Origin of the sequence: Planktotalea sp. (genome assembly GCF_039984035.1) — a bacterium.
GTDB lineage: Bacteria > Pseudomonadota > Alphaproteobacteria > Rhodobacterales > Rhodobacteraceae > Planktotalea.
Window position 1 is genome coordinate 1 of sequence record NZ_JBDWVM010000097.1, and the last position, 13,716, is coordinate 13,716.

Below are 13,716 nucleotides of genomic sequence, written 5' to 3' on the forward strand. Positions count from 1 at the left end.
GCCGCGTCGCCCAGAGCGCCATGTGATCTCACGGGCGTCGATGGTTAACGTCGCGCGGCTATTGGCACCGTATTCGTAGATCGCGGGTAGGGAGATAAGCCCAAGCACCATCAAGATCCACGGGTTGGCGTTTACCAATAGATAGAGCAAAACAATCGCGCCCCACCACAGCCCCAAAAGGATCAGAACCTTGAGGCTGCGGGCACGGCGTTCAAAGGTATAAGCCTTATCGCCCACCTGTGACGTCCAGAGTTGTGCCCGTGACGTAGGAGGCATCATCAGAGAGAAGCCATAGAATACCTTTTGCAACTTCTTCAGCGCTGCCTGTGCGTTTCATCGGGACATTGACCGATAGCTGCGCTGCGCGATCAGGCTCGCCGCCTTTGGCGTGGATGTTTGTATCGATAAGGCCGGGGCGCACGGCATTGACGCGGATGCCTGAGGCGGCGACCTCATCCGAAAGGCCCTTGGTAAAGATATCGATTGCCGCTTTGGTTGCCGCATAATCCACATAGGTATTGGCAGAACCGAGACGCGCGGCGGCGCTGGAGATATTAACGATACTGCCTGCGCCTTGCTTTTCCATGCGAAGCACGGCTTCCTTCGCGATGAGGATCGCACCTATGACGTTCACATCAAACATGTGGCGCATACGGTCATAATCGAGATCAGTCACCCGTGCGGTCTGTCCGACGATGCCAGCATTGTTAATCAACGCATCAAGGCGGGGGTAGGCGGCATCAATGGCGGCGTAGATGTCCGTAATCGCCTTTGGATCGCCCACATCGCCCTTGCATAGGATCACCTTTGCACCCAAAGCCTCGCAATCGGCTTTTACTTTAGCAGCTCCGTCATCGTCAGTACGGTAGTTCAGGGCCAGATCATATGTGGGCGCTGCGAGGCGCGCACAGGCCGCGCCGATACCAGCACTGGCTCCTGTGATAAGAAGAGTTTTACGTGTCATGTGCTATGCCTTTCAATTCAGAAACCAGATGGGCGCGCCAAGCTTGCGCAGGAAAGGGATCAGGCCAGTATTCGACCTGACGCGTGATCAGGCCCTTTGCCACCGTATGAAATGTGATGACGGTTGCTTTGAGATCGCCATCCGTTACCGATACGTCCGTCACCGCTGTATTCCCCTCTGACACGCACCGATTAACGGTAAATCGCCAAGGTCCTTTTGCAGGGTAGGCGGCGTTGAAGGCCGCAAAGTTCTGCGGCCCTTTGATCACTTCACCTGACTGGGGCATGCGGCATTCGAAATCGTTGCTGAGCAGGCGGGCCGTTGCAACAAAGTCATTGCTGTTCATACCTTCCCAGAACGCTTGAACAACTTCTTGCGTCCTTTGCTCTGTGCTCATGCGTTGATTATCCTTGTGAGCATTTCAGTTGTATCGCGGCTGAGGTTTGGTTGGCTGAGGATGCGCTTGACTTCGGTCTTCATCATCTCTTGGCGTGCAGGGTCATAACGTTTCCATGTTTGGAAGGCGGAACACATGCGCGCTGTGGTTTGTGGATTCAACGGATCAAGGGTGATAAGCCAATCGGCCAGTAGGGTGTAGCCCTTGCCCGAGATATGATGGAAGCCCGCGTGATGCATCGCCAGCGCGCCAAGGGTCGCGCGGAAGCGGTTAGGGTTCTTGTGATCAAAGTCAGGATGCTGCGTCAGCTTGGCCGCAACATCGGCGGCATCCTCGGGGGAGGCGCTGCTGACCTGTAGACCGAACCACTTGTCCATGACGAGGCGATCGCCTTTCCATTGCTCATAGAAAGCGGCCAAAGCGTCATCGCCCACCTTCTGCTGGAGCAGGCACGCGAGGGCAGAGAGCTGCTGGGTCATGTTATCGGCGTCATCATACTGCTTCTGCGCCGCCTTGCCGCTATCCAGGCGAGAGCCAAGCGCAAGCACTGTATTGGCGAGCGCGCGTTTGCCCACGGGGCCAGCTTCTGGGGAGTAGGGTTCGCTCACCTGACAATCGGCATAGATGCGGGGCAGGGTGTCCTGCATGTTCTGCGCCAGCGCCATTTTGAGCGTTTGCACCGCGTCATAGATGACTTGCGGATCAGCGGGGGCGCCCTTGTCGGCGAGGGTTTGGGTCAGCTCTGATTGGCTCGGTAGGCCAAGCATCAGGGAACGGGTGTCAGGATCAAGGCTCTCATCCCGTAGGACAGTGAGCATCCCGTCCATATAGCCCGCGTTTGGCGCGGCTCCCTCTTCGATCATTGCGAGCAGGGTAGACTTCGCCAATTCGCGCCCTGCTTCCCAGCGATTGAACGGATCCGTGTCATGGGCCAGCAGGAAGGCGCGCTCTGCATCATCCGTTTCGCGCTCTAGGATCACAGGGGCAGAGAAGCCGCGCAGGATCGATGGGGTTGGCTTACTCTCAAGGCCGTCCCACTTGATGCTCTGCTGGCGCTTGGTCATTTCAAAGACCTCTGTCGCGACGATTTCCTTGCCCGTTTCATCCAGTAGGCCCAAAGCAATCGGGATCACGCGTGGTTTTTTCTGGGGTTGGCCGGGGGTCGGCGGTGTCTCTTGGCGGAAGGTGAGCTTGTACGTGCCGTTGTTGAATGTCTCCTTCACGTGGAGACGCGGGGTGCCCGCAGAGGTGTACCAGCGCTTGAACCGTTTGAGGTTACGGCCTGTGACTTCTTCAAAGACCGCAAGCCAGTCTTCAATCGTCGCCGCATCGCCGTCGTGGCGCTCAAAATAGAGATCGAGCGCCTTGGCATAGTCTTCATCCCCGACAAGGGTCTTCAGCATGCCAATGACCTCTGCACCCTTTTCGTAGACGGTGGCGGTATAGAAGTTGTTGATCTCCACAAAGCTGTCAGGACGCACAGGGTGGGCAAGGGGGCCGTTGTCTTCGGCAAACTGACGGCCACGCAAATCAATGACGTCAGAGATACGTTTGACGGAGGCAGAGCGCATATCAGAGGTGAACTGCGCATCGCGGTAAACGGTGAGGCCCTCCTTTAGGCACAGCTGGAACCAATCGCGGCAGGTGATGCGGTTGCCTGTCCAATTGTGGAAGTACTCATGAGCAATGATCGCCTCGATGCGTTCAAAGTTGGCATCGGTTGACGTCTCAGGGGAGGCCAGCACACAGGAGGAGTTGAAGACGTTGAGGCCCTTATTCTCCATAGCGCCCATGTTGAAATCATCCACCGCAACGATGTTGAAGATATCAAGGTCGTATTCACGGCCATAGACCTCTTCGTCCCATGTCATGGATTTCTTGAGCGCCTCCATACCAAAGGCGCATTTGCCCTCATCCCCGGGGCGCACATAGATGTTCAGCTCAACGTCCTTGCCAGACATGGTGGTGAAACGATCAGGATGGGCGATCAATTCACCAGCGACCAAAGCAAAGAGATAGGCAGGCTTGGGCCAAGGATCATGCCATTCTGCGAAATGTTCGCCCGCGGCTTGCGGGTTGCCGTTAGAGAGCAGCACAGGGTGGGGACCTTCGACGCGCACGGTAAAGACGCTCATCACATCGGGGCGGTCAGGATAGTAGGTGATCTTGCGAAAGCCTTCCGCCTCACACTGAGTGCAATACATGCCGTTCGACATGTAGAGACCTTCAAGGGCCGTATTGGTCTCTGGGCTGATCTCGACCTCTGCCTCAAACGTAAACGGCGCGCTGGGCACGTCTGCGGTCAGACCTTCTGGCGTTACGTTTGGCTTGATCTCCGCGCCGTCGATCTTGGCCCATTTCAGATCAAGCTGCTCACCGTGCAGGAAGAACGTCGTATCAACAGCGCCCGCCTTAGGCACGAAACGAATGCGCGAGATGACGCGCGTCGATGTCGGCGCAAGCTTGAACGTCAGATGAACGCTTTCAACGTCATAGCCGAAAGGGGTGTAGTCTTTGAGATAGATGGTCTGCGGTGTGGCGTCGCTCATTGGGGGAGGCTCCTGTTGTGCTTGCGCAAGAGCCTATCGCAGTGGGCGGCAAGGGCAATGTGAAACGTGAGGCACGTTTGCGTTTTACGTCACCACATTGTCCTTAGTTTTGAACAGCTGGAAAAGAAGACTTACGCGAGGATCGCGGCTAAAGTCTCGAATGACCCCAAATTAACCGATGCTGCGGTGAGCACAGAGGATCACTTCAGCGGCTCACTGCAATAACTTGGGTACGTTTCGAGAATGATCGCCGCACCTACTTGCGAAAGGGCATCTTCAGTACTTTGACGATATCTCCATAGTAAGGATACAAAGACGTATTAGCAGCGCCTAGGTCGGCGGGGGCAACCCCGGGCTTGTAAACGAACGTGCCAAACATCTGGTCAAAGATAGAAAGTGTCGCGCCAAAGTTCTTTGCGTCCCGCAGATCAGAGCTGTGATGGTAGCGATGCAATTCTGTGCCGACGAAGATGTAATTCATCCATCCCATGCGAACGTCAACGTTGAAGTGGCTTATCAAGCCGTGCATTCCGGTGATCATGACATATCCTGCAATCGCATGTTGTGAGTATCCCATCAGCCAAATCGGTAGGACAAGCACGACAATTTGCAGAAGGATCTGATTGATTGGATGACCTACCACATGCATCAATACGTATAACTTGTCTGGTAGGTGGTGCGGCGCATGAACTGTCCACAGCCATTTGTTCAGCCGCGTGCGCCCTTCGTGCATGGATCGATGGACGGTATAGTGACAGGCTTCAAAGATCACGAGGGCTAGGATGATCTGCAACCATATTGGCAGTCTTGCAGCCGGTCCGTTCAAATCAGCGCTCAACGCGATTGAAGCGTAAGCCAATCCGGCGTTCACGATCGCAATAGACGCCCCGTTTACGACCATATGTTTGAAGTCAGACCAAAAGCTGCGCCAGGTCATTTTCCATCTGTCCTGATATGGAAACACAGTTTCCAAAAAGAGGTATGTCACAAATAGAATAGCTGTTGTCGCCCCCCAAGCGGCTTGTGGTTCAATCACACCTTCGGTCATCCGCCAAAAGAAAAACGCGATAATGGACCAGCTCAGCGGGTAGATGGTCCAGCGCAGAATAATGCGGGGCATATCGGTTTGATGAATTTGTGTGGATTGGATCATTTGATTTTCCGAACATTTGTCTGTTAACGTACATCTGTCCTAAAAAGGCGGGGTGCGCTTGGCCAGCACAGGCAGAGGACAGCTGTACGAAACCTGACAAAGTCGATGAAAGTGTTTGGAAAATAATGGACCGCCGGATTGCAAAAACACAAAACGCCTTGATCCAAGCGCTTGGCGATTGCCTGACCAAATATCCTTGGGAAGACGTCAGCGTACAACTGTTATGTGATACCGCTGACGTTTCGCGCTCTGCATTTTATGCCCATTTCGATAGCAAGCAAGACCTGCTCGATCTAGCGATGAAGGCGATGGCAAGCAGACTTAAGTCAGACAGCCACGAAAGGCGCAGTCTTAGGTCAAACGGGAAAATCAGCATCCTGCCGGCGTTGCTGCGGCACATGCGCGATCACCTTTTTCTTTTTGAAACGACGAATGCATCGATGGCAGGACGTGCGTTGGCCCATCACTTTGAAACCATGGTCGGGCGAACCATCGAGGCGGAAATTCGGGCTTCGCAGTTCTCGAGCACGATGTCTGAGCGAAAGGTCCGATTTCTAATCGGCGGCTTGTTTGCGCTGTTAGATGATTGGCGAGAAGGGCGCTGCGCGGAGCCTGACGAAGAGATGCTTGCTGAATTGGATCAAGCTGCCGACCTTGTCTTTAGCAGCAACAATTAGTTTAGCTGCCTGAAAACAGACATCCATTTCAAAGCCACGAATGGTCGCTAAGTCACGCACAGCCGACTTTGGTATGGGGGTCAACGCAAGTCCGGTCTTTACACCGAGGCTCGACCTTTTAGGCAGTATTGATGATGCCTTCCATTGATTAGACTCAGGAAATCCTAGGTACAGGCTCAAAAGCGCGCGACGTTTAATCGACACATGCGCACTCCAGGATGCGCTGGGCTGGGGCGGGATTAGTGAGGCCAGTCGTGCTGTATTGATACTCACTTCGGTTCAACTCACGACTGACAATCCAAATACAGCTTCGATTATCTCGGAAAATGCGAAGCTACCTCAAGAATTTCTGAAAATTGGTAAAATAATTTTACCAAAGATGATAGTTTTGTTGCCTATAGGAAACTTTTGTCGTAAATCACTGGAAATTGCAATGCAACGAGGAGCTCTTAATGACCAATCGCATCGAAAAACACGGGCTACAGATTGATCCTGTCTTGGTTGAATTCATCGAGGGCGACGCTCTCAACGGCACCGGCGTTGAGCCGGATGCGTTTTGGGCAGGCCTGTCGGCAGTGGTGCACGATCTTGGGCCAAAGAACCGCGCGCTGCTTGCGAAGCGGGAAGAGATCCAAGGGAAAATCGACGAATGGCATCGCGCACGCAAGGGCGAAGGCATTGATGCTGAAAGCTATGAGGCGTTTCTGCGCGACATTGGATATCTTCTGCCAGAAGGCGACGCATTTGAAATCGAGACACAAGGCGTTGATCCTGAGATTGCGAGCATTGCTGGTCCACAATTGGTTGTGCCGATCACGAATGCGCGTTTTGCATTGAATGCGGCGAACGCACGTTGGGGCAGCCTTTATGATGCGCTCTACGGCACCGATGCGATGGGCGATTTGCCAAGCGGCAAGGGCTACGACACAGAGCGCGGCGCGCGTGTTATTGCATGGGCCAAAGCATTTCTGGACGATGCAGCGCCATTGGCATCAGGCTCTTGGGCAGATGTGTCGGGCCTGTCGGTCGCGGGCGGTGAACTTACGCCAGCACTGGGCGACCCTGCGCAGTTTGCGGGCTTTAACAGCGATACGTCCGGAACCTTGCAAGATGTGTTCTTGCGCCGAAATGGCCTGTTGATCCGTATTGTGATTGATCCAAGCCACCAAGTGGGCGCGCAGGATGGGGCAGGCATCGCGGATATCATTCTGGAATCTGCGCTCTCTACCATCATGGACTGCGAAGATTCTGTTGCTTGCGTCGATGCCAGCGACAAGGTTGGCGCCTATAAAAACTGGCTTGGCCTGATGAAGGGCGATTTGGCGGAAGAAGTCGTCAAAGGCGGCACGGCTTTCACCCGCGTGTTAAATGACGATGTGACGTACACTGGGGCTGATGGTAGCGCGCAGGTGCACAAGGGCCGCTCGCTGATGCTGGTGCGCAATGTGGGTCATCTGATGAGCAACCCCGCCATTTTGGACCGTGATGGTCTGGAAATTGGCGAAGGTCTGATGGATGCGATGGTCACAGCGATGATCGCGATGCACGACTTGGCGCGTGATGGTGGCAATTCCTTGCATGGCTCTGTTTATGTTGTGAAGCCGAAGATGCATGGCCCTGAAGAAGTGGCCTTTGCCGATGAAATATTCACCCGTGTTGAAGCCGCGCTTGGCCTGCCGCAGAACACTGTTAAGCTCGGCATCATGGATGAAGAGCGCCGTACCAGCGCGAACCTCAAAGAATGCATTCGCGCCGCGAAATCGCGTGTGGCCTTTATCAACACTGGCTTCCTTGATCGTACGGGCGATGAAATGCACACCTCGATGGAGGCGGGCGCCTTCATGCGCAAAGGGGATATCAAGAACGAGCCTTGGATCGCGTCGTATGAAGATCGCAACGTGGACATTGGGCTTGCCTGCGGCCTTCAAGGGCGCGCGCAGATCGGCAAAGGCATGTGGGCCATGCCTGACCTAATGGAAGAAATGCTAAAGCAAAAGATCGGCCATCCTATGTCTGGCGCGAACTGTGCGTGGGTGCCATCCCCGACAGCGGCGACATTGCACGCCACGCATTATCACAAGGTCAACGTGATGGAGCGTCAAGCCGAGATCAAAGCAGGCGGTGCGCGCGGCACGTTGGAAGACTTGCTGACTGTGCCGCTCATGGGCGATGCACGTCCGAGCGATGCGGATATCCAGCTTGAGATTGAAAACAATGCGCAGGGTATTCTGGGATATGTTGTGCGTTGGATCGATCAAGGCGTTGGTTGCTCAAAAGTGCCTGATATCAATGATGTAGGCCTGATGGAGGATCGTGCGACCTGCCGTATCTCTAGTCAAGCTTTGGCCAACTGGCTGCATCATGGCGTGGTCTCTGAGGCGCAAGTGCGCGCGGCGATGGAAAAAATGGCGGCTGTTGTGGATCGCCAGAATGAAGGTGACAATCTTTATCGCAAAATGGCGCCGAGCTTTGACACGGTGGCTTATCAAGCGGCCTGTGACTTGGTCTTTAAAGGGACTGTGCAACCGTCCGGTTACACAGAGCCCGTCCTTCATGCGCGTCGCCTTGAGCTAAAAGCGCAAACCGCCTGATCAAGCGCATCTTCTAAAATTCTGAGACATAAGGAAAAAGACAATGAAAGTTACTTTGGATCAAGCGCGCACTGCGATTGCAGCAACCTTTGCAAAAGGCGCTGATATGGGCCTGAACCCACTCTCAGCCGTTGTTCTGGACGCGGGCGGTCACGTTATCGCGTTTGAACGTCAGGACGGCGCTGCACCAGGCCGTTTCGCAATTGCACAAGGCAAAGCCTTTGGCGCGGTGATGCTTGGCATGCCGGGATCTGCGCAAATGGCGCGGGCAGAGCAACAAGCCTATTTCATGGGCGCTGTGAATGGCGTGTTCGGCGGACAGGTTGTGCCTGTGCCGGGCGGCATTCTGATCAAAGAAGAGGGCGTTGTCATCGGCGCGCTTGGCGTAACGGGTGACACATCTGACAATGATTCCGAGGCTGGCATGGCTGGCCTTGCGTCGGCGGGTTTAAACGGCGTCGCCTAAGTCGTAAGCAAAGCAAGATGCACCGCGCTAAAAAAGGCGCGGTGCATCGTTTTAATCAAGGTTCCGGCGCTTGCTGCGCCTTTCCCTTCGATACAGGTCGAAGCGAGATCTGTGCGCGACATCCACGTTATCTGATTTTTATCAAAAGCCATGATATGAACGCTTGTTTTTGAACGTTAAACGAGCCAACACTTATATCATTGATAAAAACATAAAGATTACAGGGGTCTGCAGGAATGATCAGTTTTGAAGAGGCCATGGGCGCCATGGATGCGCCCGAAATCAAAGAGCTGAAGACAGAGGCTTTGGATGATGGCGATGTCCTAAATCTCATCTTGCAACGATCTGAAATCATTCGCGATCAACCCCGTCCCAATCACTATATCAAGGCTTGGGTGAACGGAAATCAAACCCCGATCTTTGATCTGATCAACACGCTGGGCCGTGATGTTTTGATACGCCGTGCTGCGTCGTTTATCTTTCTGGAATTCCAGCAGCTTGAGCATATTTTTGAGGACAAAAAGCCGAAAACCATCGCTGATATCGGCTGTGGCTACGCGCTGTTTGATCTGTTTCTGGCTAAGAAATACGGCACAAAGTTGCGGTTGATCGATCTGGAAAGCAACGAGAACCGTCATTTCGGGTTCCAAGAAGAAGGCGCCGCTTATTCAAGCCTCGCCAATGCCACGAAATTGCTCACCGATAATGGCGTTAAGAAGAGCGCGATCCAGACGTTCAACCCTGAAAAGGATGACTTGAGCGGCATCACTGATCTGGATTACGCGTTCAGCTTTATTTCCTGCGGGTATCATTACCCTTGGACGACCTATGAGGATTTCTTCAAAAACAATGTCGCGAAAAACGGACGTGTCATTTTGGATGTTCGTGGGCGGGAGTTGGGAAACCATTTGCGGCAGATGTCTGGCATGGGCTTTGTTCGCGCGATTGTGAAAGCGGCGAATAATTCCGCGGATCGCATCATGCTGGTGAAATCGCTCAAGAGTTTTTAGGCGCTGCTAAGGCACCAATCTCACGTTCAGCGTCTTCATCCCGCGCATGCCAAGGCGCGTTGTGAAATCTGGCGCAGCATTTTTCGGCACGCGTTCAAGGTTTGGAAAGCGGTCAAACAACTGCGTCAAAGCAATCTGTGTTTCCGCGCGGGCCAACTGCATGCCAAGGCAAACATGCGGGCCAAAGCCAAAACCAAGATGCGCGTTTGGGCGGCGCGCGATGTCTATTTTCTCTGAGGCGTCAAAGCGGGCAGGGTCGTGATTGGCACTGATCAGGAGCGCCATCACCTTGTCCCCTTGCTTGAGCGGATACCCATGAAATGAATAATCCTCGCATACAAACAAGGGTTTAGTAACCATGACGGGACTAAAGAAACGCATGTATTCCTCGATGGCGGCGCTGCGTTCTGCAATGCTCCCTTCGGTGAAAATCTGGCGATCTTGAGGGGTCTCACAAAGCGCATAAATCGCGTCTGTGATCAAATGGCGCGTAGTTTCGTGACCGGCGATAAACAGCGTGAAGGCCAAAGATAAAATCTCATCATCTGTGAGATCGTTGCTGTCGTCGTGAATGAGTTCGCTGAGCAAACCAGCCCTTGGCTCGATGCGGATATGCGCAATCTCCGCGCGCAGCAGTTTGATAGATTTGTAGAGTCCGGGCATCAGGCGGAGAAACATCATCTTCGTGGTTGGGCCAGAAATCGGCGCGATTGCGTGGGCCAATTCGCGGCGCATCTCTTCCTTGATCCCCAACAGTGCGCTGATGATATCCAGCGGGAACTCGTTCGCGTATTTGGACGATAAATCAATCGTTTGATCTGTTTTGAGGGTGTCCAGAAGTGCATTCGCGATTGCGGTCATTTCCGGTTTGATCGCGTCAATGGATAGGCGCGAAAAACTGGTGTCTACGGCGCTTCGCAAGCGTTTATGCTCTGGTCCATCTAGCCCAAGAATGTTGCGCGCTACAGGGCGCATAAAGGGGGGTAAAAACCAATAATACCGCGAAATATCGCGACCGCCCGCATTGGCAGGATTGCGAACAAAATGGTCCTCGTCCTTGAGAATTTCGCGCGCGCCTGCGTCGCTAGTGGTCAAATAGCATTTGCCGATAAAAGGGATTTTGGCGGGCACCAATGGTCCCTGATCCCGATACTCGGCCAAAAGCGGCGCTGGATTTTTTAGCAATTCGGGGTCATTTATACGAAGCGTCTTCATATCCCTTACTTGGGAACGCTTTGGTGCATTGCAAGCCTCGTTCAGCGCTGATTATATGTCAGGTGTAGTGAAAGGTTCCAAGGAGGCCCTATGGCGCGCCCAACAGTCGGTATTATTCTCAATCAACACCTGTTGAATGATCAATACGAGGTTCATGCTGGCGGTAGGATGAACACAGCCGCGATTTCGGAAGTGTCCAAGTGTATGCCTTTACTGATCGCTGCAGACCCGCGCTTTGTTAGCGTTGAGGAATTGATGGAGCAATGCGACGGTTTCTTGCTGACGGGTGCGCGCCCGAATGTGCATCCAGAAGAATACGGCGAGTCCGAAACCTCTGCACATGGTGAATTTGATCGCGCTCGTGATGCGATTACATTGCCGCTTGTTCGGGCCTGCGTTGAACGCGGGCAGCCCTTCATCGGTGTGTGCCGTGGCTTTCAGGAAGTGAATGTCGCCATGGGCGGCACGCTTTACCCCGAAATTCGCGATTTGCCGGGCCGTATGAACCACCGCATGCCGCCCGATGGCACGCTTGAGGAAAAATTCGAGCTGCGCCACACGGTGAGCGTGACGGAAGGCGGTCCGTTTCACAAAATTTTTGGCGCGCAGACCGTTCTGACAAACACGCTACATGGGCAGGGCATCAAAACTGCCGGTGACCGCGTTGTGATCGATGGTGTGGCGGAAGATGGCACGCCAGAGGCGATCTATATCAAAGACGCGCCGGGCTTTACTGCGTCTGTGCAATGGCACCCTGAATGGAACGCGGCTGAAGACAAAGTGTCCAGACCGCTGTTCGAAGCCTTTGGCGCGGCTGTTGCCGAGTTTTCTGCATCGCGAAAAGCGAAACGGTTGGCGACGGCCTAGAAACCTTAGGCAGCCAATGCGATGTCTTGAAGTGGGGCCGCGGCTGCAATGTCTTGCATCAACAGCGCGGTTTCATGCGCTTTGAGGCATGGATATGCCGCTGGTCCATGCGCGTAGGGATCGTTCTCTAGCTCAGGGAAGTTTGCGAACAGATCTGCTTTTGATGCATCGGACAAGGCTGGGATGCCTTCTGGACCCGCGTGAAAACTCTCGCTCGCAACGCCATTGGCAAAGACGACCTCATGCGCATCAAGCATCATGTGGATATAGGTGACCATTTTCTGCGCTTGGTGACCGATGTTGGCGCCGACCATGTGCTTGGCTTTGCAAAACACTTCCTGTTCGCCAAACAAAAGCTCAGCCGCGCAGTGATCAATCAGCATTTTGTGTTGTGGAGAGACCAGAAGCGGAGCCGTAAGACCTTCCAGTGATCCCATCTCAAAGCGGACCGGCGCAGTGCCGGGCATGCAGGGCAGGGTGCGTTGACCCATCCAGCGGATTGCTTGCGCGCCATTGTCGCGTGTGGTGACTAAATCGCCCGGTTTAAGGGTTTCGACAGCGCGCGGTCCTTTTGGTGTGGCGATCATCGTTCCGGGTGTGAAGCAGATGATCTTTTCAATATTTTCAAAGGTTAAGAGCGTTCCATCATGCAAAACCAGTGTGCCGCTGAGGCCGCCGTTTGCATCATCCGTGTTGGTGTAATTGATTTCGCCGCGATAGCCGAGCTTTCCGAGGTTGAGCGTATCACCAACGGTTTCATCGCCTTCGCCACCTTCGATATAGATGCCGTTGCCCGCAACACCGGGCGTTTCGTTCAGTTCAACAAGGCTGAAATAGTCATCGCCGTCGCCGCCATAAGCGCTGTCGCCTTCAGCAACATTGAAGACATCATCGCCTTCTTGGCCATGCAATTCATCATCACCGATGCCGCCAGACAGGGAGTCATCACCGCTACCGGCATAGATCGTATCTTCACCCGTGCCGCCATTCATTGTGTCGTTGCCCGGATCATCATCAGCGTTCGCGGTGAAATCGAGCGTCATATTGCCAACGCCGAACAAGCCACTGTTGCTGGCGCTTTCGCCGTTGTCGAACGTAAAGACGATTTGAACAAACGGTCCAGCGATGGATACGGTGACAGAGTCATCCGCACCCGTGGTTTCAACGCCTGTGCTGGCATTGCCATCCGCATTCAACGTGTCGTTATCAACCGAGTGCAGCCCATCAAGATCGGAGAAGGTCACCGTAGCTTCGTTGCCTTCGGCATCGGTTGCGATGATCGTCAACATGTCGTCCCAGCTACCGGTGTTTTGGTCGATGTCGTAGATTTCGAAGTTTGCGCTGTTGACGGGTTCATCAAACACGAGGGTCGAGGTGACCGCAGAGGTGAGGCCTGAGACCCAAAGACCTTCCGCAGAAGGGGAGCCTGAAGATTGTGCGTTTGCAGTCTGGCCAGTTGCGTTCGCGATTGTCGTGACGGTGACGCCTAGCTCTTCGCCCGCGACCGAGCCTGTGAGCGTGAAAGTGCCATTCGCATCAACATCGCCCCAATCCAGTATCGTTGTATCGTCTGTTGGTTCGCCGCCGATAAAGTCATCGCCCGCATCGCCATCGATGCTGTCATCACCAATCCCGCCTGTCAGCGTGTCATCATCGGCGCCGCCGGAGATCGTATCATCGCCCGCGCCGCCAGTAATATTGTCAGACCCGGCACCACCGAAGAGCCTGTCGCCGCCGCCTTCGCCGTAGATGACATCGTCGCCCGCGCCGCCAGAGATCGTATCGCTGCCGTCTACACCGCCGGGGGAGATATCGTCGGTATCCCCA

11 protein-coding genes and 1 pseudogene are annotated in these 13,716 nt (G+C 54.2%); 5 read left to right on the top strand and 7 right to left on the bottom strand.

The window, feature by feature from the left end:
* The 5 genes and pseudogenes from ABJQ89_RS04185 to ABJQ89_RS04205 all read right to left on the bottom strand — a co-directional run.
* A pseudogene (locus ABJQ89_RS04185) lies at positions 1-237 on the bottom strand (hypothetical protein); the annotation flags it as partial.
* Positions 227-964, bottom strand: coding sequence for an SDR family oxidoreductase (locus ABJQ89_RS04190; RefSeq protein ID WP_348495010.1), 738 nt, complete (start codon positions 962-964; stop codon positions 227-229). The gene ABJQ89_RS04190 and the pseudogene ABJQ89_RS04185, both read right to left, overlap by 11 nt.
* A complete protein-coding gene (locus ABJQ89_RS04195) occupies positions 954-1,361 on the bottom strand; it encodes a nuclear transport factor 2 family protein (protein WP_348495011.1) in 408 nt (135 codons plus the stop codon). The genes ABJQ89_RS04190 and ABJQ89_RS04195 overlap by 11 nt, the downstream gene beginning before the upstream one ends.
* The gene (gene pepN / locus ABJQ89_RS04200; protein ID WP_348495012.1) at positions 1,358-3,910 is read right to left on the bottom strand and encodes an aminopeptidase N; all 2,553 of its coding nucleotides are present in this window, start codon (positions 3,908-3,910) and stop codon (positions 1,358-1,360) included. The genes ABJQ89_RS04195 and pepN overlap by 4 nt, the downstream gene beginning before the upstream one ends.
* A gap of 256 nt (positions 3,911-4,166) precedes the next feature.
* Positions 4,167-5,063 carry a sterol desaturase family protein gene (locus ABJQ89_RS04205; RefSeq protein ID WP_348495013.1) on the bottom strand — a complete coding sequence of 299 codons (897 nt, stop codon included), beginning with the start codon at positions 5,061-5,063 and terminating at the stop codon, positions 4,167-4,169.
* 125 nt (positions 5,064-5,188) lie between these two features.
* Between ABJQ89_RS04205 and ABJQ89_RS04210 the strand changes: the two genes are divergently transcribed.
* The 4 genes from ABJQ89_RS04210 (at position 5,189) to ABJQ89_RS04225 (ending at position 9,807) form a co-directional block, all read left to right on the top strand.
* Positions 5,189-5,740 (top strand): TetR/AcrR family transcriptional regulator, encoded by a 552-nt coding sequence (locus ABJQ89_RS04210; RefSeq protein ID WP_348495014.1) that lies wholly within the window; start codon positions 5,189-5,191, stop codon positions 5,738-5,740.
* Between the two features lie 452 nt (positions 5,741-6,192).
* Positions 6,193-8,331, top strand: coding sequence for a malate synthase G (locus tag ABJQ89_RS04215; RefSeq protein WP_348495015.1), 2,139 nt, complete (start codon positions 6,193-6,195; stop codon positions 8,329-8,331).
* 43 nt (positions 8,332-8,374) lie between these two features.
* On the top strand, positions 8,375-8,797 hold the full coding sequence (locus tag ABJQ89_RS04220) for a heme-binding protein (protein WP_348495016.1): 423 nt from the start codon (positions 8,375-8,377) through the stop codon (positions 8,795-8,797).
* Between the two features lie 236 nt (positions 8,798-9,033).
* Positions 9,034-9,807: a class I SAM-dependent methyltransferase gene (locus ABJQ89_RS04225; RefSeq protein ID WP_348495017.1), complete on the top strand. Its 774-nt coding sequence runs from the start codon at positions 9,034-9,036 to the stop codon at positions 9,805-9,807.
* A gap of 6 nt (positions 9,808-9,813) precedes the next feature.
* Here the strand turns inward: ABJQ89_RS04225 and ABJQ89_RS04230 are convergent, their stop codons facing one another.
* On the bottom strand, positions 9,814-11,022 hold the full coding sequence (locus ABJQ89_RS04230; protein ID WP_348495018.1) for a cytochrome P450: 1,209 nt from the start codon (positions 11,020-11,022) through the stop codon (positions 9,814-9,816).
* 90 nt (positions 11,023-11,112) lie between these two features.
* On the opposite strand from ABJQ89_RS04230, the gene ABJQ89_RS04235 reads away from it, so the two are divergent.
* On the top strand, positions 11,113-11,889 hold the full coding sequence (locus ABJQ89_RS04235) for a gamma-glutamyl-gamma-aminobutyrate hydrolase family protein (protein WP_348495019.1): 777 nt from the start codon (positions 11,113-11,115) through the stop codon (positions 11,887-11,889).
* 5 nt (positions 11,890-11,894) lie between these two features.
* Here the strand turns inward: ABJQ89_RS04235 and ABJQ89_RS04240 are convergent.
* Positions 11,895-13,716: Hint domain-containing protein (locus ABJQ89_RS04240; protein ID WP_348495020.1), on the bottom strand; the 1,822-nt coding region annotated here is incomplete at its 5' end.

What these genes read in the sequence shown, in the direction of transcription:
- ABJQ89_RS04190 (WP_348495010.1), bottom strand. Translation starts at nt 964, where the DNA reads ATGACACGTAAAACTCTTCTTATCACAGGAGCCAGTGCTGGTATCGGC.
- ABJQ89_RS04195 (WP_348495011.1), bottom strand. Translation starts at nt 1,361, where the DNA reads ATGAGCACAGAGCAAAGGACGCAAGAAGTTGTTCAAGCGTTCTGGGAA.
- pepN (WP_348495012.1), bottom strand. Translation starts at nt 3,910, where the DNA reads ATGAGCGACGCCACACCGCAGACCATCTATCTCAAAGACTACACCCCT.
- ABJQ89_RS04205 (WP_348495013.1), bottom strand. Translation starts at nt 5,063, where the DNA reads ATGATCCAATCCACACAAATTCATCAAACCGATATGCCCCGCATTATT.
- ABJQ89_RS04210 (WP_348495014.1), top strand. Translation starts at nt 5,189, where the DNA reads ATGGACCGCCGGATTGCAAAAACACAAAACGCCTTGATCCAAGCGCTT.
- ABJQ89_RS04215 (WP_348495015.1), top strand. Translation starts at nt 6,193, where the DNA reads ATGACCAATCGCATCGAAAAACACGGGCTACAGATTGATCCTGTCTTG.
- ABJQ89_RS04220 (WP_348495016.1), top strand. Translation starts at nt 8,375, where the DNA reads ATGAAAGTTACTTTGGATCAAGCGCGCACTGCGATTGCAGCAACCTTT.
- ABJQ89_RS04225 (WP_348495017.1), top strand. Translation starts at nt 9,034, where the DNA reads ATGATCAGTTTTGAAGAGGCCATGGGCGCCATGGATGCGCCCGAAATC.
- ABJQ89_RS04230 (WP_348495018.1), bottom strand. Translation starts at nt 11,022, where the DNA reads ATGAAGACGCTTCGTATAAATGACCCCGAATTGCTAAAAAATCCAGCG.
- ABJQ89_RS04235 (WP_348495019.1), top strand. Translation starts at nt 11,113, where the DNA reads ATGGCGCGCCCAACAGTCGGTATTATTCTCAATCAACACCTGTTGAAT.